The following is a 20,986-nucleotide window of genomic DNA, read 5'->3' on the forward strand; positions in this document are numbered from 1 at the left end:
AGGAATGAACCAAACGATTGCAGATTTGCAGGTGGTATCTAATACATGTCACTCAGAAATTGATATTCGTGTTCTGAGAAATTCGATGAGTAATGACTTCGGGGCGATAAAGATGCTGTTGGAGATTTTTGTCGCTGATCATTGTAAAGATGGTCATTTGATCCGGCATTGTATACAAGGTCATCGTTTAGCGGAGGCAAGAATAGCCGTTCATAGCCTTAAAGGGGTTGCTGGTAGTGTTGGTGCAACCGGACTCAGAGATGTTGCCTGTCATCTGGATCAGATATTAAAAACGCAGAAGAATCCTACGGAGCATCATCTGAAAGCACTGGAACATCGGTTGGCTCAAGCGGTTATATCCGCTAATTATCATATAAGTGTACTGACGGGTAGTGAATAACAAACATTAATTTGTTATCTCTGGTGTATTTTAGTTTCTGATGAATATCTCTTTGTCATAAAGTAAAAAAAAAACTGATAAATATGTTAAATTGGGGTTGTGATTTCCCCCAAAACCACTTATAGATGATGGGCTTTAGTTTAACAAGAATACACGGAGAGTTTGTACAATGAGAGTAGGTTTAGTTGGATGGCGTGGCATGGTTGGTTCTGTACTTATGCAACGCATGGTTGAAGAAGGTGATTTTGACCTGATCGAACCAGTTTTCTTTAGTACATCACAAGTAGGTATTGCTGCACCGAACTACGGTAAAGATGCAGGATTACTTCAAGATGCTTATGATATTGAAAGCTTGAAATCATTAGATGCTGTCGTTACCTGTCAGGGCGGTGGTTATACTGAAAAAGTTTACCCGGAATTACAGAAATCGGGTTGGAAAGGTTATTGGATTGACGCCGCTTCAACATTGAGAATGGCTGATAACTCAATAATTACATTAGATCCCGTTAACCTCCAGCAAATCCAGGAAGGTATCCAAAGCGGTGTTAAGACGTATGTTGGTGGTAACTGCACGGTCAGTCTGATGCTGATGGCACTTGGTGGCCTTTTTGAGAAGGGGCTGGTTGAATGGATGAGCCCTATGACTTATCAGGCGGCTTCTGGTGCCGGTGCCAAAAATATGCGTGAATTGATTTCTCAAATGGGTGTTATCAATGACAGTGTTAGCAGTGAGCTGGCTAATCCTGCCAGCTCTATTCTGGATATTGACCGTAAAGTGGCGGAAACCATTCGTTCCGATTCATTCCCGACGACTGAATTCGGTGCCGCACTTGCTGGTTCTTTGATCCCATGGATTGATGTTAAACGTGAAAATGGTCAGAGTAAGGAAGAGTGGAAAGCCGGAGTTGAGGCGAACAAAATTCTTGGTCTTTCTGATACGCCGATTCCAATTGACGGTACCTGTGTCCGGATCGGTTCCATGCGCTGCCACTCTCAGGCGATTACGATTAAACTTACTCAGAATGCACCATTGGATGAAATTGAAGAGATCATTGCTTCTCACAATGATTGGGTAAAAGTGATTCCTAATGAAAGAGATATTACAGCTCAGGAGCTGTCTCCGGCGAAAGTAACCGGTACGCTCTCTGTTCCTGTCGGTCGGTTGCGTAAATTGGCGATGGGTGATGAGTATCTGAATGCGTTTACAGTTGGCGACCAATTGCTTTGGGGTGCTGCTGAGCCGTTAAGAAGAACCCTTCGTATTATTCTGGCTGAAAAATAGATACCAAACTCTTCTAAAGACTCTGAAGGGCTACCTCAGAGTCTTTTATTTTGTCCGCTGTTTTTGTGAGTTTCTGATGACATCGGGACAATCCGCTTATCCGGTTCCGGAAGTTGACTACCGCAATATTTACAATACATAGCATCGGCATCATGGCCGGATGTTGAACAGTTAGGGCACTTAACTAATTCTTTGTGAGAAGCCATTTCATCATGAATATGAGCTGTTATGATGCCCGTCGGTACTGCAATGATTGAGTACCCCAGCAGCATGGTCAATGATGCGATGGTTTTACCCAGTGCAGTTTGGGGAACAAGGTCACCATAACCAACAGTAGTGATCGTGACAATTGCCCAGTAAATACTTTTTGGAATGCTTGTGAAACCGTGCTCCGGCCCTTCGATAACATAAATTAAAGAACCGAAAATTGTGACTAGAATGGTGACTGCACTGAAAAAAATAAAGATTTTCCTGCGTGCCAGATAAAGGGACCTTAATAGTAAATTAGAATCCTGTAGGTACCTGACAAGTTTTAATATCCGGAATATTCTCATTATTCGTAATAATCTTATGACAAATACGTAAGAAGCGGCCGGGAAAAAAATGGTCAGATAGGTTGGTAAAATGGCTAAAAGATCGATCACACCATAAAAGCTTTTTGCATAAGCTACCGGCTTTGGAGAGCAATATAGCCGGGTCAGATATTCAAGTGTAAAAAGAGCGGTAAACAAATATTCCAGATATCTTAGTTCAAGTCCCCAGTCATGGTGAATGACTGGAACAGAATCAAGGACTAATACAGCCAGAGATAACAGTATTGATACTATTAACGTAATATCAAACCATCTGCCGTGTAGGGTATGAGTTCCAAAAATGATTTCATACAGACGTTTTTTTAGTGGTTCTCTATTCATAGAAATTATCTGGTCAGTAAGTCTGTTTTTAATAATAAATCGATTCCTATTTCTATGCTAATTCGCCAGGGCTTTTTGTCGATGTCGGTTGAAAGTGAGTTGCCATCTTTTGGGACTACAGGCTCTATTGTCTGCGCAAAGTTTGTCTGTTCTGTTTATTTAAACTAAATTTCATAGGATGTGATGCTGACGGGGAATCTGACCGGATAAAGTGTGTTTTCACAGAGGCCGAAGAAAATAAAATCTGGTTTTTGACCGTTGAATTCATCCAAGAATGACGAACTCCAAGAGATGCTAATTGCCTGTTTATAGGGTGAATTACAGATGTTGCGTTGCAACATTTATTAATCGAAAATAAAGGGTGTAATGTAAATTTTCTAAGATTAATATCAACCCCTTACCGGGGAAACAGGAGTATTGTAATTATAGAAGCACGTTTAATTTGCGTAACATTGGTCAAAAAGGATGCAATATGAAAATTAGTTACACTTTGATACAAATATTTCATTAAAGAGACTTTTGAATTGAGTGTTTCGGTATATTTTTAGTTGCGTGAAATAATTAATTTAATCAATAAAAACAAATAATTATTATACTTTTGTTTGGTTAGGAATATGTGGCTTGTGAAATTAAGTTTCATAACTGATCTGAGTCAATGTTTTCAACTCTTTAAGGTCTATACTGCGGACTTGAGAGCTTTTTAATAAGGTTAAGAAAACAAATAGTTATGTTTTCGGCGTTATGTGGGACTAATAGGCTTAATAAAGAGTTTTTAAATATTTATTAAATTTAGGAGATTCATTATGCCTGTAACTAACTTGGCGGAACTTGATGCTCTCATTGCCCGTGTAAAGGCGGCGCAAGCGGAATTTGCAACTTTCTCTCAGGAGCAAGTTGACAAAATTTTCCGGGCAGCATCTTTAGCAGCCAACCAAGCTCGTATTCCTTTGGCTCAGCAAGCTGTAGCTGAATCGGGCATGGGTATTGTTGAAGACAAAGTTATTAAAAACCACTTTGCATCTGAATATATTTATAACAAATATAAAGATGAAAAGACCTGCGGTATTCTTGAAGAAGATAACAGCATGGGCACGATCACTATCGCAGAACCTGTTGGTATTATCTGTGGTATTGTTCCAACCACTAACCCGACTTCAACAGCTATCTTTAAGTCGCTGATTGCTCTGAAAACCCGTAATGCAATCATCTTCTCTCCTCACCCACGCGCAAAACAATCAACCAATGATGCTGCGAAACTTGTTCTTGAAGCAGCTATTGCAGCAGGTGCTCCAAAAGATATCATCGGTTGGATCGACCAGCCATCTGTTGAGTTATCAAATGCTCTGATGAGACATGACGAGATTGCGCTTATCCTTGCTACTGGTGGTCCGGGTATGGTGAAAGCTGCATACTCTTCAGGTAAACCTGCAATCGGTGTTGGTGCTGGTAATGTTCCGGTTGTTATCGATGAAACGGCTGATATCAAACGTGCGGTTGCTTCTGTTCTTATGTCAAAAACATTTGATAATGGTGTGGTTTGTGCCTCTGAACAGGCTGTTATTGTTGTTAAAGAAGTATACGAAGAAGTTAAAGCTCGTTTTGCTTCTCACAAAGGTTATGTTCTTTCTAAGGATGAAGCCGCAAAAGTACGCAAAGTACTGCTAATTGACGGTGCATTAAACGCGAAAATTGTTGGTCAGCCAGCAGTGAAAATTGCTGAATTAGCTGGTGTAACCGTTCCTGCAGATACGAAAGTTCTGATTGGTGAAGGTTTGAATGGTAAAGTTTGTCACGATGACGAATTTGCACATGAAAAATTATCGCCAACACTGGGTATGTTCTGTGCTGATAATTTCGAAGATGCCGTTGCTCAGGCCATTACCATGGTTGAGATCGGTGGTATTGGTCATACTTCAGGTCTGTATACCGATCAGGATGTGAACGAAGATCGTATCCGTTACTTCGGTGATAAGCTGAAAACAGCTCGTATTCTTATCAATACACCGACAACTCACGGTGGTATCGGTGATCTATACAACTTCAATATGGCTCCGTCTTTGACACTAGGTTGTGGTTCCTGGGGTGGTAACTCTATCTCTGAAAACGTGGGTCCCAAACACCTGATCAACAAGAAAAAAGTGGCTAAGAGAGCTGAAAACATGTTGTGGCATAAACTACCTAAATCCATTTATTTCCGTCGTGGTAGCCTTCCTGTTGCCCTTGGTGACCTTGAAGGTAAAAAACGCGCATTCCTTGTAACTGACCGGTTCCTGTTTAATAACGGTTATGCCGATGAAATCGTAGAGCTTCTGAAAGCTCGCGGTATGGAAGTTCAGACTTTCTTCGAAGTAGAAGCTGATCCAACGCTTTCTATCGTGAAGAAAGGTGCCGAAATCATGAACAGCTATCAGCCAGATGTGATTCTTGCACTTGGTGGTGGTTCACCAATGGATGCGGCGAAAATTATGTGGGTAATGTACGAGCACCCGGAAACCGCCTTTGAAGAATTGGCAATGCGTTTTATGGATATCCGTAAACGTATCTACAAATTCCCTAAAATGGGTCAAAAAGCTGAGCTTGTTTGTATCACTACAACATCAGGTACTGGTTCAGAAGTGACGCCATTCGCCGTTGTAACAGATGATACGACCGGTGCTAAGTATCCATTGGCAGACTACGAGCTGACACCGAATATGGCTATCGTTGATGCTAACCTGGTTATGAACATGCCTAAGTCTCTGACTGCCTTCGGTGGTTATGATGCGGTGACTCACGCACTGGAAGCCTATGTGTCTGTTCTTGCAAACGAATACTCTGATGGTCAGGCACTTCAGGCACTTACTCTGCTGAAAAACTACTTGCCTTCAAGTTATGAACATGGTGCGAAAGATCCTATCGCACGTGAAAAAGTTCACAATGGTGCGACCATTGCCGGTGTAGCATTTGCCAACGCCTTCCTGGGTGTTTGTCACTCAATTGCTCACAAAATTGGTAATGCCTTCCACATACCTCACGGTTTGGCGAATGCGCTGCTGATTTCTAACGTTGTTCGTTACAATGCGAATGATAACCCAACAAAACAAACTGCTTTCTCTCAGTATGACCGCCCTCAGGCTCGTCGTCGTTATGCAGAGGTTGCAGATCATCTTGGATTATCAAAAGCCGGTGACCGTACTGCACAGAAAATTGAGCGTCTGTTAACTTGGTTAGATGAGCTTAAAACTGCACTGGATATTCCAAAATCAATTCAGGAAGCCGGTGTTTCTGAAGCTGATTTTCTTGCCCAGCTTGATAAAATTGCAGTGGATGCATTTGATGATCAATGTACAGGTGCTAACCCTCGCTACCCATTAATTACTGAAATTAAAGAAGTACTTCTTGCTTCTTATTACGGTAAAGCGTTCGTAGAAGGTGAAACTTTCGAAGGAACTTCCGTGATTAAGAAAAAAGAAGATCAGGAAGCTGTAAAAGCAGCACCAAAAGCAAAGAAAGAAAAAGCAAATGCTTAACGAGCTCTTGCGAGTAATTTAAGGCTTGCACTCTTTAGCCCCAACGTAGTTTGGGGCTTTTTTGTGCTTGAATTGCAGATATAGAGAAAGCATTTATTCTTTTATTTGTTTTAAAATTTCGCTGACATCGAAGTGATATTTTTTAATATTTGGGTTCTGGTATTTTGAAAAATAGGTGAAATTAATCTCATTGTTATCTAATGCGTACAATAGTGTATTGATGTCTTGATAGTTATTTTTGTCAATTGGATACATTGGGGATTTTATTTGAAGGCCTTCTTTATTTTTAAAATCAATGCCATGAAAATAGTCGTAGAGTAAAATTGTTACCCACGCTGCTTCTAAAAAGTGTCCGCCGACATTAACAGCCATTTCTCCTTTCTTTACGGCCTCTATCCCTTCTTTCGACCAGTTAATTCCAGCAATAAAAAAATCTTTTCCCGGTGTTAGTTTCAAGTGTTTTGCTGTTTTTATTATTCCAAGAGCAATATCATCACCGCCGGTCCAAATTGCATTCGCATCAGGGTAGCGATTTAATGCTCCGGTATACTTTAGAATCGCTTCGCTTTGTGACCAATTTCTGGTTGTGAAATATTGATATAGGTGTGCTTCCCTTTTTCTTTCTTTTAATGCTTTTCTCAACCCTTTTTCTCTTTCAATGGCTGCCCCATCAGAAACAATACCATTGAAGGCGATAAGTTTGATTTTTCCGTTTGAATTCTGTTTACCAGCGTTCAATGCATCATCAATAATTTTGTTGGTAATAAGATAACCTGCTTGCTGGTCATTCGGTATCATTTCTCCTAACCAGGTTTTGTATTTTTCTCTTGGCTTTCCAATTAATTGATACCCTTTTTCAGATAAGGGAGCGTTAATCAAAAATGAGGCAACATTGTTTTGATCAGCAAGCTGAATGAATTTTTCACCCTGTTGTTTATAGTTTTGAAAGATAACCGCATCAACTTTATCAGCTCCGGATATAGCGGACTCTAGCTGTCGTTTCATTTTATATGGGTTATTATCAGAGTAATATACCAAACAACGAATTTGTAAGTCTCTGCAGGCATCTTTCATGAAGGCTTCGAGTTTTGGCCAGAAAGAGTCTGCTCTGGGGGCAAACAGTGCGAATGTGAGCTGTTTTTCGTTTGTGTCTGCCTTGATCGAAACAGGTACAAATAAAAGTAAACTAATTAACCATACAATGTGAGAAATACGATTAGATTTAACCATTATATTGCCTGTATTTTTGAAAGTAGGTGAAGCTGGATTTCGCTACAAATAGGCTTTCGTGTCAATTATAAAAAGGATAGCTCAGAAGAGCTTCTTTCACAAAGAATGAGGCAATGTATTATGCTTTGTATCAGTTGTCGGTATTTATTTGCTTTAAGAGGCTACCAACATCAAACTGATAATGTTTTACTTTAGGGTTGAGATGTTTTGAAAAAGACGAAAAATTAATTTTGTTGTTATTAAGTGCTGAATATAAGCGATTTATATCCTGAAAATTATTTTTATCTATCGGGTACATAGGCGATTTTATATGTACCCCTTCGTCTTTAAAGTCTATTCCATGGAAATAGTCATACAGCATAATCGTTGCCCATGCCGCCTCAAGAAAGTGGCCGCCGACATTCACAGTCATTTCCCCTTTTTTGACAGCTTTTATTCCTTCTTCAGACCAGTCAATACCAGCAATAAAAAAATCTTTCCCCGGTATTAAATCAAGGTTCTTTCCTGTTTGTATTATGGCGAGGGCAATATCATCATCACCTGCCCATATCGCATTTGTATCAGGATAGCGGCTTAATGCACCTGTATATCTCAAGATGGCCTCTTTCTTGGACCAGTTTCTGGTGGTGAAATATTGATAAAGATGGGCTTCTTTTCTTTCATTGAGCGCTTTTCTTAACCCTTTTTCTCTTTCAACGGTTGCGCCATCAGATGCAGTACCATTAATGGCAACAAGCTTAACTTTACCATCGATATTTTTTTTATTAGAGAGCAAGGCTTCATCAATAATTTTATTCGCAGTAATATAACCGGCATATTGGTCATCCGGTATCATTTCACCCAACCAGGTTTTGTATTTTTCTCTTGGCTTTCCGATTGTTTTATATTCTTCATTAGACAAAGGGGCATTTATGAGAAATGAAGCGACATTATTCTGGTCGGCTAACCGGATAAAAGATGCACCCTGCTGTTTGAAATTCTGAAAAAGGACAGCATCGACTTTGTCCGGACCGGTAACCGCATCTTTAATTTGTCGTTCCATTTTGTAGAAATTATCGTCTGAGTAATATACGCGACAATGAATATTTAAGTCGTTGCATGCATCTATCATGAAGGCTTCAAGTTTTGGCCAGAAAGAATCGGTACGGGGAGCAAAAAGAGCGAAAGTCAGTTGTTTTTGTGTTGCTTCTGATCTGACTGGAATTGAAGCGGATAGTGATAATATGATGAAGCAAAATAAGAAAAAAAATCGGTTCGAGCTATTCATAGAAACACCTGCATCAATTGAGAAACAAGTCATGTTATCCGACCGTTATGGTCTCTTTATAGAAGAATAGCTGAAAAAATGAATGTAGGAGACATAAGCTAACCACTTATGTCCGTTAATGCCTTATATTGGTTAAAGTCTCAGCGGGATTTATAAACAGAAAGGCAATAGTCATTGATTTGTTTTTTAACAAAAACGGAACCATGTCGGTATTGTTGCCGGCATTTTTCTCTTCTTATCAGATACTCGGCGTCCTTATAAGACAGTTTGAGTCTGAAAATGCTATATGGCGCTGCTGTTAAGCCCAAAATACTGGACAAGATTATCCATACGGGTGTGAGAGAATATACCTGTTCAGACCAATAGGAACGAGAATAGTCACTCATTATAAAGTGCAGAAAATAAGGGCTGATATACATGAAAGAGCAACAACCGGCAATCATATAAATGACAAACTCAGTTCTGAACCAACGGTTGAAATGTTCCAGTTTTGGTTTTGATAATTCGTCTATTTTTTTCTGTATGTCATCATCTGAATATTCCGGGAGCGAAAAAACAGGCGTCGTATTTTGATGGTGTCTCATATTAGGTTTCATTCATTTCTTTGGGGATAATGCGATTAAGCCGGCTTCAGATTGCCGGCTTATTTTTTCAGCCGGCAAGAACGTCCGTTGCAACTTTATAAGAAGGATCTTCTTTAACGTTAATTTCAATCAGGCTTCCGGCTTTTTTCAGCAGCGAATGGCAATCGGGGCTAAGATGCCGAAGGTGTATGGTTTTGCCAAGAGCGGCGTAGCGTTCAGCAATGGTCTCTATAGCATCAATTGCCGAGTGATCTGCTACCCGTGATTTTGCAAAATCAATTATGACTTCAGAGGGATCAGAGTGGGCATCAAACAACTCCAGGAAATGACTGGCTGACCCAAAGAAGATGGGGCCGTTGATGATGTATTCTTTCTCACCTTTGTTGTTGGTATGCGTAGATGCGTAGATATGTTTAGCATGATCCCATGCAAACATGAGTGCAGATGCGATGACACCGACAAATACTGCAATCGCAAGATCGGTAAATACTGTCACGATAGTGACTAAAATAATGACGAAGAAATCTTTACGGGGCACTTTTCTGGCGAGCCTGAATGTTGCCCATTCAAAGGTTCCGATAACGACCATAAACATTACGCCAACCAGCGCTGCCAGTGGAATCATCTCAATTAATGATGATGCAAACAGAATAAAGACAAGTAGCATCACTGCCGCGACAATACCGGACAGACGTCCACGACCACCTGAATTTATATTGATCATTGACTGGCCGATCATGGCACAGCCACCCATGGCACCAAACATCGAACAGGTGATATTAGCCATACCCTGACCGATACATTCACGATTGGACTGACCACGGGTATTGGTCATTTCATCAAGAACTGTCAAGGTTAGCAAAGATTCAATAAGGCCGATTGAAGCCAGAATTAATGCATAAGGCAAGATGATTTTAAAGGTTTCCAGATTCCAGGGAACGGATGGCATGGAAAAGGTAGGCAAAGTTCCGGCCAGAGTGGCACTTTCATTACCAGCCATTGTCCTCAGAAAGTCAACTACCGTCCTGGTATCCAGATTCAGAGCCTGAACGAGAACTGTAACAGTAACAATGGCAGCCAAAGATGAAGGGACGGCTTTTGTGAACTTTGGTAAGAAATGAATAATTGCCATCGTCAGCAGTACCAGTCCAAACATGAGGTAGAGATCTTTACCTGCCAACCATGTGAGAGAACCATTAACATCCGGCATTTTGAACTGGCCTAACTGAGCTAAGAAAATGACGATAGCAAGGCCATTCACAAAACCAATCATGACCGGGTGGGGGACCATCCGGATAAATTTACCTAGTTTCAACAGCCCTGCAATGATCTGAAATATGCCGGCAAACAGAATAGTTGCGAACAGATAATTGACACCATGAGTGGCTACCAGACTGACCATAACAACGGCCATTGCACCGGTTGCTCCAGAGATCATTCCTGGCCTGCCTCCAAAAATTGAGGTGACCAAACCAACGATGAAGGCTGCATAAAGCCCTACCATGGGGTCAACACCGGCAACAAATGCAAAAGCAACCGCTTCAGGAACAAGTGCTAACGCCACGGTAAGTCCTGACAGGACATCATTTTTTACAGACATGTTTGATTTTTCGATCATGATTTCCATTAGTTCAAGTAAGTGAATTAAAGAACATCAACTGTCTGACCAATATTATGGATATGAAAAGTTACAGGTAAATTGGTAGTAATATCGGTCGAATTTCAGTCAGAACGGGGCATCCTACAGAAAATTGTGATGAAGTTCAACTAATCAAAAAAATAGCCCCATAGAAGGGGCTATTGGTAGGGTAATTGTTACGTTTTAGGTTACGACATAGCAGGTTTTGACATCTCAGCATGGGCATGAGTTGTCGCGGCCTGACCGCCAGCGCTGCGGCCTTCATAGCGTTGTTCGCGTAATGGTGCCGGTTGGATGTTAATTTGCCGGATATCATCAATTGCCGGAGCTTTTGCCATTAGAGAAGACGCATGACCCTTAATCCGTGATGCTGTGGTAATAACAGCAGACTGCTTAACTTCAGCGACTGGCGCTGTTTCTTCTGCAGCCGGTAAATCAACATCAATTGCCGGTGCGGACTCAGTTGCTTTTTCTTCTGATGCTTTTGGTGCTTCTTCAGGAGCCGTATTCACATTGACTTCAGTTACAACCTCGGAAGGTGTGCCATCCGGATTGTCTGCTTTAACATACGCATCTGTTGTTTTACCTGAAATGACGATTTTACCCATTGCCAGTTCTGGTCTGGCAACACCACTAGTAATGACTGGTGAAACTGCAGATACAGTTGCTTCTGTTTCACTGCTTTCAAACTGTGGTTTGGCTGGCTGGAATGCAGGTTTTCTTGCCAAATCGTATTTTGGCATTACTTTACCCATTGCCATTTCCGGAGATGCGACGCCGCCTTTTCTCAAGCGGAACGGATTCGGCCGACGATCTCTTCCTCTACGACGTCGTTGACCATTGGCCCGCAGGTGACGTGGTGAACGGCGGGAACGACGTTGTTGAGGTTTTGTTGCAGTATCCTCGGCAGATGAATCTGGCAGATTGTTGTCTGGCTGGATCTGTTTCTCTGAAACCGATTTATCCTGCACTTCATTTTGTGCACTAACGGTATCTGGTGATAATTCTTCAGTTACTACCGCATTATTTTCAGCTTCAGTAGGCTGTACCCGGACTTTTTTCGTCAGTTTTCTTCTTTCTCGACGTTGCTTAACCGTTTTCGTCCGTTGAGATTCAGAAGATTCACTCTCGGTTTGTTTCGGTTTGTTATCCTGACGGGCCTCTGATGCCAGTTTTTTACCTTCTTCAAGAAGCTCATTATCTCGCGCGTTGTTTCTATTGCGGCGATCCTGTTTGCCTTTTCTTTGTTTAGGTCTGCGTTCTTCCTGAGATTTCGGTTTATTCTGCTCAGTTTCTACTGCGGATTTATCAGTTTGTTTACGGCGATTGCTATCATTTGGTTTATCACGATTGTTACGTCTACGCTGATCATTTCTGTTCGGGCGACGATTCCGCTGATTATTCCGGTTGTTTTTTGACTGATTAGAGTCTGATTCTTTGTCATCCGTTTCTTGCACCTGCTCATCTGAGCCTGCAAAAAGCTTGCTTAAGCCTGTAAAGAAACGGGAAACAAGACCTGGTTTTGGTTCTTTCGCACTTGTCGAAGGCGCCGGCGCTGATACGGTTGGAGATGAGAATCCTTTCAGTACAGGTTCTTCTACTTTACGGGTTTTAACTTCATCTTCTTTTTCTTCCAGTTCCGCTTCTTTCATTGCTTCCAGTTTTTTCGGAATCAGATAGGAAAGCAGATCCTGTTCATCTCCTTCACGGATACGAATAACGTCAAAATGAGGTGTCTCCATATCAGAATTAGGAACGATGGTGATTTTTACATCCTGAATACGTTCAATGTGATTTACCGAACGACGTTTTTCATTGAGTAAATAAGAGGCGATGGGAACCGGAACAACGGCAAGCACCTGAGATGTATTATCTTTTAGTGCTTCTTCTTCAACAAGTCGAAGAACGGATAAAGCAAGAGATTCATTATCGCGGACAACACCCGTGCCGGAACAGCGGGGACAAATATGGTGACTGGCTTCAGCCAGGGAAGGGCTCAGACGTTGTCGAGACATTTCCAGCAGGCCAAAGCGGGAAATACGTCCTATCTGGACGCGGGCCCGGTCTACTCTTACCGCTTCACGAAGTCGACTTTCAACTTCTCTTTGGTGGCGAACAGGGGTCATATCGATGAAATCGATAACAACCAGTCCTCCCAAGTCACGCAGACGTAGCTGTCTTGCGATTTCGTCGGCGGCTTCAAGGTTTGTATTTAACGCCGTTTCTTCGATATCACCACCTTTGGTTGCCCGTGCTGAGTTGATATCAATAGACGTTAAGGCCTCGGTTGGGTCAATAACGATTGAGCCACCGGAAGGTAATCTGACTTCGCGTTGAAATGCCGATTCAATCTGGCTCTCAATCTGGTAATGACTGAATAAAGGGACTTCTCCGTCGTATTTTTTGACACGGGAAATAAAGTCCGGACGAACCAGTTTTATGTGCGATAAAGCGCGGTCATAAATAGTATTGCTATCGATTAATATTTCACCAATATCACGGCGTAAATAGTCACGAATAGCACGAACAATGACATTGCTTTCCTGATGAATCAGAAATGGAGCAGGATTTGAATTTGCAGCCTGTTTAATCGCATTCCAGTGATTCAGGAGTACATTGAGATCCCATTCAAGTTCTTCTGCACTTTTTCCAACACCGGCAGTACGAACAATCAGTCCCATTCCCTGTGGCAGGTTTAGAGTGCTTAATGCTTCTTTTAATTCTGTGCGTTCATCGCCCTCTATTCGGCGGGAAATACCACCGGCCCGAGGATTATTTGGCATCAGAACCAGATAGCTCCCTGCCAGAGAAATAAACGTTGTTAAGGCGGCGCCTTTGCTGCCTCGTTCTTCTTTCTCGACCTGGACAATAACTTCCTGACCTTCACTCAGGACTTCCTTAATACTTGGACGTCCCTGATAAGTATAACCGTCAGGAAAATATTCTTTTGCTACTTCTTTTAGAGGCAGAAAACCGTGTCTTTCAGCTCCGTAATCAACGAAGGCGGCTTCCAGACTAGGTTCAACCCGGGTGATTCGGCCTTTATAAATATTGGCTTTCTTTGACTCATGCCCGGGGCTTTCGATATCAAGATCGAAAAGACGCTGACCGTCGACCAGCGCAACACGCAACTCTTCTTTCTGAGTTGCGTTTATTAACATTCTTTTCATTTAAAAGTCTCGTTATAATTCTTTGCTTTTTGTTTATTTTTTCTTGTCGCTTTTTTCATGGTGCCAGATCCCATGGCTAAAATTGCAGCCTCCCGGCTGGAAGGGATGCTCTAGGGGCACGACAGTAACCACAGATAGACAACAACCTGCGATCCGCTCATTACGCGAATAATACTCAACATGAAAGCATGAGTAGAGCAACAAGAAGGAGTGCATTATTGTTAAGTCTTACGCCATTTGCTGCATAAACAATGTGCCGTTCTACTCACATTTGCTCAAAAACAAGGCGGCCATGATTAAAACTCCGCCAATGCTAATACCGCAGATATGAACTATAGCAGTGGTGCTCAATTTCAGCAATCTGCTTTGTAAAAAATATAACGTTAATTGCATGGTATATTTTAATTTTTTACGTTATAACGGTTTGTTTTTGAAAAGATTATTGACTTAACTGTTAATAAGTCTGTGCTAAATATGCTTATCTCTCTACCATTCCGATGCTGAGAATGAGAAAATGCAGACAAAATGCGTTGGTTAGTGGTTGTTGAATGACAAACAATATGGCAAACGTAATTCCTCCGGAACATATTATTGAAACTTCATGAGTGACATTAGAACCCAGGTCCAGTTGGTCGATGTTGATGCCGATATGGCAGGTCAGCGAATCGATAATTTTTTACGGGCTCGATTAAAGAGTGTGCCCAAAAGTGTGGTTTACCGAATTCTCAGAAAAGGGGAAGTTCGCGTAAATAAAAAAAGAGTGAAGGCCGAATACAAAATAGCAGCGGGCGACGTGGTCAGGATTCCGCCGGTCACGATTTCTGAATCGGCAACAAAAACCGAACATGTGAGTGCTAAATTGAACAAAGTGGCTGAATTAGAGCACTGCGTTTTGTACGAAGATGATCATCTTCTGGTATTAAATAAGCCATCAGGAACAGCCGTTCATGGTGGTAGTGGCTTAAAATTTGGCGTGATTGAAGCATTGCGGGCATTAAGGCCTCAGGCCAGATTTCTGGAGTTGGTACACCGGATTGACCGTGATACCTCAGGGATATTGCTTGTGGCGAAAAAACGGTCTGCACTGCGTCACTTGCAGGCTCAGTTTCGCGAAAAAACTGTTCATAAATATTATTATGCGCTGGTCATGGGAGTATGGAAGAAAAGTTGTCATACTATCAAAGCACCTCTACTTAAAAACGATGTGAATAGCATCGTTAGGGTTAATCCGAACGGAAAAGCGTCGGAAACCCGTTTTAAAGTACTGGAATCGTTTGAAGAAGCGACACTCCTTCAGACCAGCCCGATTACCGGGCGTACGCATCAGATTCGTGTTCATACACAATATGCCGGACATCCGATTGCCTGGGATGATCGGTATGGTGATCCAAGATTTGATGCTTACACCGGTAAATTGGGTTTGAATCGGCTTTTCCTTCATGCCGCTCATATCCGTTTTACCCATCCGGGTACCGGCGATATCATGGAGATCGAAGCGCCGATGGACCGGATGTTAAAGCAGGTGATTCAGAAACTCAGAGCGCAGGCAAGTTAACCGGAACAGCGCATCTGCTGCTCCGGTAAAACTATAAGACAGAGAATCCTTCGCGATTGAGAAGATCAATCAGTTTGATTAGGGGTAATCCGATTAAGGTGTTGGGGTCATCACCGGTAAGACGTTCAAACAGAGCGATACCCAAGCCTTCGCACATAAAACTTCCAGCACAATTGAGCGGTTGTTCTTTATCGACGTAGGTTTCTATTTGTTTACGTGATAACTGACGGAAATGAACATCAAATGTGTCGATGACCGATTGAGTCGTTCCTTTCCCGGTATTGTGCAGCGCCAGACCGGTGATAAAAGTAATGGTTTGCCCACTTTGAGCCAGTAACTGTTCTATGGCTTTTTCTTTGGTGAGAGGTTTGCCCACAATGCGGTTATTGACGATACATACCTGATCGGAGCCAATAATCAGGCTTGGCTCAGAAACACGGCAGGATTCTGCCTTGGTTTTTGCCAGCCGCAACACCAGGTCTTGTGGGGATTCATTTTCTCCGGGCGTTTCATCGCATTCCGGAGAAGCTATTTCAAAAGGGACCATTAACTTTTCCAGAATGGTGCGACGATAAGGGGATGTTGAGGCAAGAACTAACGTTGGATTTTTCATTGTTTTCGAAAATTAACGGATGGAATAGTTTTCGATTATACGATAATAATAGCCGCTTCATGGCTTTTATGCCGATGCGGGAAAAAAAGTCTAACTTTTTGCCCTTTTTCTTTGACTAAATTTGATTTGGAAGATAATATTCGCGCCCTATGCAAAAGGTAAAAATACCGCGGACGATTGATCCGTTAAAAGCTGCTCAAAAAAAACTGGACTACAATGGTATCATTCAGACCAGTCTTTTTAAGCGCTTAGAGGAGTCAGTCGCAGGCGTTAAACGCGACGCAGAAGTCTCATTGTCATTTGAGATTGATGAACAGAAACTGGTTGTTATCTCTGGTAAAGCTAACATCGAAGTTGATTTAGTCTGTCAGCGTTGTAATGAGGTGTTTTCACATACGTGTGAAGTAGAATTCACTTATACACCCAATACAGGTGATAAAAGTGAAGAACAGATCCCAGAAGAGTACGATTTGGTAGATCGGAATGAGTATGGGGAAATCGACCTTATTCAACTTGTTGAAGATGAGTTCATCATAGAATTGCCTCAGGTAGCAATGCACGATGATGCGGATTGTAGCGTTAATTCGGATAATATGGTGTTTGGTGAAATTCCGGAAGAAACTGAGGAAACGAAACCGAACCCATTTGATGTTTTAAAGAGCTTGAAGAATCAGTCTTATTCTTAAGCATTAACACATATAGGAGTAGGGTCCATGGCCGTACAACAAAACCGTAAAACACGTTCTAAGCGTGGTATGCGTCGTTCACATGATGCGCTGACAACTGCAGCTCTGTCTGTAGATGCGACTTCAGGTGAAACTCATCTACGTCATAACGTGACTGCTGACGGTTATTACCGTGGCAAAAAGGTTATCAACAAGTAAGGTTGACCTTTGCATAATTTAACCGTTGCACTTGATGCAATGGGCGGGGATTTTGGTCCCCGCGTTACAGTGCCTGCCGCCGTGCAGGCACTGTCACATTTCCCAGAGCTACGAGTGATTATCACCGGTGATCGGAACGATATCACCCAACAGTTGTCTCAGTTAGGTTACTCTGAAGATTCTCGAGTGAGCATCGTTCATAGTGATCAAGTTATCTCTAACCACGAAAAACCTTCTCTGGCTCTAAGGCACCGGCTAAACAGCTCTATGGGTGTTGCTATCGATCTGGTTGCAAATGGTGAGGCTCAGGCCTGTGTAAGTGGCGGTAATACAGGTGCTTTGATGGCGTTATCCCGCTTTCGTCTCAAACTGTTACCCGGTATTGATCGTCCGGCATTGGTGACTGCACTACCTACGGAATATGGCAAGAGAACATGGATGCTTGATTTAGGTGCAAATGTTTCGAGCGATGCTGATTCATTATTCCAGTTTGCTGTGATGGGGTGTGCGTTGGCTGAAGAGCATTTGGGACGTCCTCCTAAGGTTGCGATTCTGAATATTGGCGAAGAAGATATTAAGGGTAATGATCAGGTTAAACGTTGCGCAGAAATGTTGAAACAGGCAGAATCAGTAAATTTTATTGGCAATGTCGAAGGAAATCAGTTACTAAGTAATATAGCTGACGTTATTGTCTGTGACGGTTTTGTCGGTAATGTATGTTTGAAGTCCTGTGAAGGGACGGCTCAGCTTTTTATTGATAAGCTAAAGAGCAAAATGTTTGGCTCATCAATAAAAGGTTGGATTGCAAAAAAATTGTTTGCTGATTTGTTTATGGAATTAAAAACATTGAACCCCGACCAGTATAACGGTGCAAGTTTGTTAGGATTGCGCGGTATTGTTGTTAAAAGCCATGGAAGAGCGGATGTATCTGCTGTCGTCAATGCGATTGGAGAAGCGGTACATGAAATAAAAAGACAAGTACCTAGTCGTATCAGCGATCGGTTAGAAGCGGTTTTACTCGAGAGGCATTATTAGTCTTCATGTTTAGCAAAATTTTAGGAACAGGCAGCTACCTGCCGTCTCAGGTGCGTACTAACGCTGATTTAGAGAAAATGGTAGAGACAAGTGATGAGTGGATTGTCACCAGAACGGGTATCAAGGAAAGACGTGTCGCAGCAGAAGATGAAACAGTTGCAACGATGGCGTTTTATGCCGCAGAGAATGCTATTGATATGGCTGGTATCGATAAAAACGATATCGATATGATTATTGTAGCAACAACCAGTGGAAGCCATGCGTTTCCGTCTGCTGCCTGTCAGGTTCAGGCTCAACTGGGTATCAAAGGCTGTCCGGCATTTGATGTTGCAGCTGCCTGTTCTGGGTTTATGTTCGGCCTGTCTGTTGCTGATCAGTACATAAAAAGCGGAATGTGTAAAAATATTCTGGTTATTGGTTCTGATGCCTTGTCCCGTACCTGTGATCCGACGGATCGTTCAACCATTATTTTGTTTGGTGATGGTGCCGGGGCCGTTGTAATTGGTGCGAGCAAAGAACCAGGCATTTTATCTACTCATATTAATTCTGATGGTGAACACGGTCCTCTGTTAAGTCTGGAATATCCTGAAAATGGTGACGCTTCAGATAAATGGCTTTATATGGCAGGTAATGAGGTATTTAAAGTCGCTGTTACTCAGTTAGCTCGTTTAGTTAAGGATACATTGGCTGATAATGGTATGGAAAAGTCTCAACTGGACTGGTTGATTCCACATCAGGCTAATTACCGGATTATTACCGCGACAGCAAAGAAGCTTTCCTTACCAATGGAACAGGTTGTTGTAACGCTTGATAAGCATGGCAATACGTCTGCAGCTTCTGTCCCCAGTGCTCTGGATGAAGCGGTTAGAGATGGTCGAATTAAACGGGGTCAGACACTCCTTTTAGAAGCTTTTGGCGGCGGTTTTACGTGGGGTTCTGCGTTAATCAAATTTTAATAAGATAAAACAGATAACTTATTGAAACGACACTATTGAATTAGGGGAAATTTATAATGAGCAAATTTGCTATTGTATTCCCAGGCCAAGGTTCTCAATCTGTGGGAATGCTTGCTGAACTGGGTGAACAGTATGAAATTGTGAAGGCAACCTTTGCTGAAGCTTCTGAAGTGCTGGGTTACGATTTATGGGCACTGGTTCAGAATGGACCTGCAGAAGATTTAAACCAGACATTTCGTACTCAGCCAGCCTTGTTGGCAACATCCGTTGCTATCTGGCGTGTTTGGCAAAAAGAAGGGTATGCGCAGCCTGAAATGCTGGCAGGTCATAGCTTAGGCGAGTATTCAGCATTGGTATGTGCCGGTGTGATTGATTTTAAACAAGCAATTAAACTGGTGGAGTTACGTGGACAGTTAATGCAGGAAGCAGTACCCGCTGGAGTTGGTGCAATGTATGCCATCATTGGTTTGGGTGACGATGCTATTGCAACTGCATGTGAAGAAGCGGCACAGGGTGAAGTCGTTTCACCTGTCAATTTCAACTCTCCCGGACAGGTTGTTATTGCTGGCAATAAAGAGGCAGTAGAACGAGCAGGCGCTTTATGTAAACAAGCCGGCGCAAAGCGTGCACTACCTTTGCCTGTCTCTGTCCCTTCACATTGTGCTCTAATGAAACCAGCCGCTGACAAACTGGCAGAAGCACTGAAAAACATTAATTTTAATGCCCCTGTGATCCCGGTGATAAATAATGTTGATGTTGCTACGGAAATTAGCCCTGAAAAAATCAAAGATGCACTGGTCCGTCAGCTTTATAGTCCGGTTCGCTGGACAGAAGGCGTTCAGAAAATGCACGAAGAGGGCATTGAGAAATTATTTGAGGTTGGTCCTGGTAAGGTGCTGACTGGCTTGACAAAACGTATCGTAAAAACACTTAGCGCTTCTGCTGTGAATGACATCGCATCATTAGAGGCTGCTAAGTAATAACAGGAAAGGGAGCATGAGTAATTTCATGAATCTAGAAGGTAAAATTGCGTTAGTGACAGGCGCCAGCCGTGGTATTGGCCGGGCTATCGCCGAATTGCTCGTTGAGCGTGGTGCCACAGTGATTGGCACGGCAACCAGCGAAAATGGCGCTGCTGCAATTAGTGAATATCTTGGGGAAAATGGCAAAGGCCTTGCCTTAAACGTTACTGATGTTGAATCCATTGATGCAGTACTTAAGTCAGTTAATGACGAGTTCGGTGCGGTTGATATTTTGGTGAATAATGCCGGGATTACCCGAGATAATCTCCTTATGCGAATGAAAGACGATGAATGGTTAGATATCATGGATACGAACCTGACATCGATTTTCCGGTTATCCAAAGCCGTTTTGCGTGGAATGATGAAAAAACGTGCGGGACGTATCATCAATATTGGTTCTGTTGTTGGTACTATGGGCAACGCAGGTCAAACGAATTATTCTGCAGCGAAAGCCGGCGTTATTGGTTTTACAAAATCAATGGCAAGAGAAGTCGCTTCTCGCGGTGTCACAGTTAACACTGTTGCGCCTGGTTTCATTGAAACTGATATGACAAAAGCGCTGAATGATGAGCAAAGAGCTGCTACACTTACACAGGTTCCAGCTGGTCGCTTGGGTGACCCTCGTGAAATTGCCTCGGCAGTTGCATTTTTAGCTTCATCTGAAGCTGCGTATATTACTGGTGAAACGTTACATGTTAACGGCGGTATGTACATGGTATAGTGTTTTTTTGAGATAATTAAAAAAGATCACTTTTTAATCGTTTCGTTGAAAAAACATTAAGTGCGCAACTTTTGTGCATGATTTAAGTCAATTATGGTCTGAATTTCGGTTAAAATCGTCAATTTTGTGGTTTGACCAGCTATGACCCTCTTGCAACTTTCCCTAGTTCTAATAAACTACGGAATATCGCATTGAGCGAAATCTG

At 42.3% G+C, this 20,986-nt stretch carries 18 protein-coding genes; 11 read left to right on the plus strand and 7 right to left on the minus strand.

Features of this window, described 5'->3' with window-relative positions:
* Positions 1-4 precede the first annotated feature (4 nt).
* Together LRQ06_RS12160 and asd are read left to right on the plus strand one after the other, a co-directional pair.
* Positions 5-400 carry an Hpt domain-containing protein gene (locus LRQ06_RS12160; RefSeq protein WP_232766697.1) on the plus strand — a complete coding sequence of 132 codons (396 nt, stop codon included), beginning with the start codon at positions 5-7 and terminating at the stop codon, positions 398-400.
* A gap of 169 nt (positions 401-569) precedes the next feature.
* Positions 570-1,682 (plus strand): aspartate-semialdehyde dehydrogenase, encoded by a 1,113-nt coding sequence (gene asd, locus LRQ06_RS12165; protein ID WP_232766699.1) that lies wholly within the window; start codon positions 570-572, stop codon positions 1,680-1,682.
* Positions 1,683-1,717: 35 nt separating this feature from the next.
* Here the strand turns inward: asd and LRQ06_RS12170 are convergent, their stop codons facing one another.
* Complete coding sequence (locus LRQ06_RS12170; RefSeq protein ID WP_232766701.1) at positions 1,718-2,596, minus strand: ion transporter; 879 nt, start codon at positions 2,594-2,596, stop codon at positions 1,718-1,720.
* 803 nt (positions 2,597-3,399) lie between these two features.
* Between LRQ06_RS12170 and adhE the strand changes: the two genes are divergently transcribed.
* Positions 3,400-6,105: a bifunctional acetaldehyde-CoA/alcohol dehydrogenase gene (gene adhE / locus LRQ06_RS12175; RefSeq protein ID WP_232766703.1), complete on the plus strand. Its 2,706-nt coding sequence runs from the start codon at positions 3,400-3,402 to the stop codon at positions 6,103-6,105.
* A 93-nt stretch (positions 6,106-6,198) separates the two neighbouring features.
* On the opposite strand, the gene LRQ06_RS12180 is transcribed toward adhE, so the two are convergent.
* Together LRQ06_RS12180 and LRQ06_RS12185 are read right to left on the minus strand one after the other, a co-directional pair.
* Complete coding sequence (locus LRQ06_RS12180; protein WP_232766706.1) at positions 6,199-7,335, minus strand: ABC transporter substrate-binding protein; 1,137 nt, start codon at positions 7,333-7,335, stop codon at positions 6,199-6,201.
* Positions 7,336-7,465: 130 nt separating this feature from the next.
* The gene (locus LRQ06_RS12185) at positions 7,466-8,446 is read right to left on the minus strand and encodes an ABC transporter substrate-binding protein (protein ID WP_232766708.1); all 981 of its coding nucleotides are present in this window, start codon (positions 8,444-8,446) and stop codon (positions 7,466-7,468) included.
* Between LRQ06_RS12185 and LRQ06_RS12190 the strand changes: the two genes are divergently transcribed.
* The gene (locus LRQ06_RS12190; protein ID WP_232766710.1) at positions 8,445-8,672 is read left to right on the plus strand and encodes a hypothetical protein; all 228 of its coding nucleotides are present in this window, start codon (positions 8,445-8,447) and stop codon (positions 8,670-8,672) included. The two genes, LRQ06_RS12185 and LRQ06_RS12190, sit on opposite strands and share 2 nt — an antisense overlap.
* A 70-nt stretch (positions 8,673-8,742) precedes the next feature.
* Here LRQ06_RS12190 and LRQ06_RS12195 read toward each other — a convergent pair whose 3' ends face one another.
* From LRQ06_RS12195 to rne, 3 genes are all read right to left on the minus strand, one after another.
* Positions 8,743-9,198, minus strand: a complete 456-nt coding sequence (locus tag LRQ06_RS12195) for a hypothetical protein (RefSeq protein ID WP_232766712.1) — start codon at positions 9,196-9,198, stop codon at positions 8,743-8,745.
* Between the two features lie 55 nt (positions 9,199-9,253).
* The gene (locus LRQ06_RS12200; RefSeq protein WP_232766714.1) at positions 9,254-10,804 is read right to left on the minus strand and encodes a SulP family inorganic anion transporter; all 1,551 of its coding nucleotides are present in this window, start codon (positions 10,802-10,804) and stop codon (positions 9,254-9,256) included.
* A gap of 209 nt (positions 10,805-11,013) precedes the next feature.
* A complete protein-coding gene (gene rne, locus LRQ06_RS12205; protein WP_232766716.1) occupies positions 11,014-13,995 on the minus strand; it encodes a ribonuclease E in 2,982 nt (993 codons plus the stop codon).
* A 601-nt stretch (positions 13,996-14,596) separates the two neighbouring features.
* Between rne and rluC the strand changes: the two genes are divergently transcribed.
* On the plus strand, positions 14,597-15,550 hold the full coding sequence (gene rluC, locus LRQ06_RS12210; RefSeq protein ID WP_232766718.1) for a 23S rRNA pseudouridine(955/2504/2580) synthase RluC: 954 nt from the start codon (positions 14,597-14,599) through the stop codon (positions 15,548-15,550).
* 31 nt (positions 15,551-15,581) lie between these two features.
* Here the strand turns inward: rluC and LRQ06_RS12215 are convergent, their stop codons facing one another.
* Complete coding sequence (locus LRQ06_RS12215; RefSeq protein ID WP_232766721.1) at positions 15,582-16,163, minus strand: Maf family protein; 582 nt, start codon at positions 16,161-16,163, stop codon at positions 15,582-15,584.
* A 149-nt stretch (positions 16,164-16,312) separates the two neighbouring features.
* On the opposite strand from LRQ06_RS12215, the gene yceD reads away from it, so the two are divergent.
* The 6 genes from yceD to fabG are packed head-to-tail and all read left to right on the plus strand — an operon-like array spanning position 16,313 to position 20,781.
* Positions 16,313-16,849 carry a 23S rRNA accumulation protein YceD gene (yceD, locus tag LRQ06_RS12220; RefSeq protein WP_232766723.1) on the plus strand — a complete coding sequence of 179 codons (537 nt, stop codon included), beginning with the start codon at positions 16,313-16,315 and terminating at the stop codon, positions 16,847-16,849.
* Positions 16,850-16,876: 27 nt separating this feature from the next.
* The gene (rpmF, locus tag LRQ06_RS12225; protein ID WP_021019534.1) at positions 16,877-17,047 is read left to right on the plus strand and encodes a 50S ribosomal protein L32; all 171 of its coding nucleotides are present in this window, start codon (positions 16,877-16,879) and stop codon (positions 17,045-17,047) included.
* Positions 17,048-17,056: 9 nt separating this feature from the next.
* On the plus strand, positions 17,057-18,082 hold the full coding sequence (gene plsX / locus LRQ06_RS12230; RefSeq protein ID WP_232766731.1) for a phosphate acyltransferase PlsX: 1,026 nt from the start codon (positions 17,057-17,059) through the stop codon (positions 18,080-18,082).
* A 5-nt stretch (positions 18,083-18,087) separates the two neighbouring features.
* Positions 18,088-19,038, plus strand: a complete 951-nt coding sequence (locus tag LRQ06_RS12235) for a beta-ketoacyl-ACP synthase III (protein WP_232766733.1) — start codon at positions 18,088-18,090, stop codon at positions 19,036-19,038.
* A 56-nt stretch (positions 19,039-19,094) separates the two neighbouring features.
* Positions 19,095-20,018 (plus strand): ACP S-malonyltransferase, encoded by a 924-nt coding sequence (gene fabD / locus LRQ06_RS12240; protein WP_232766734.1) that lies wholly within the window; start codon positions 19,095-19,097, stop codon positions 20,016-20,018.
* A gap of 28 nt (positions 20,019-20,046) precedes the next feature.
* A complete protein-coding gene (gene fabG, locus LRQ06_RS12245; protein ID WP_232767178.1) occupies positions 20,047-20,781 on the plus strand; it encodes a 3-oxoacyl-ACP reductase FabG in 735 nt (244 codons plus the stop codon).
* Positions 20,782-20,986 lie beyond the last annotated feature (205 nt).

The sequence above is a fragment of the Vibrio salinus genome (assembly GCF_021272385.1).
Lineage (GTDB): Bacteria > Pseudomonadota > Gammaproteobacteria > Enterobacterales > Vibrionaceae > Vibrio > Vibrio salinus.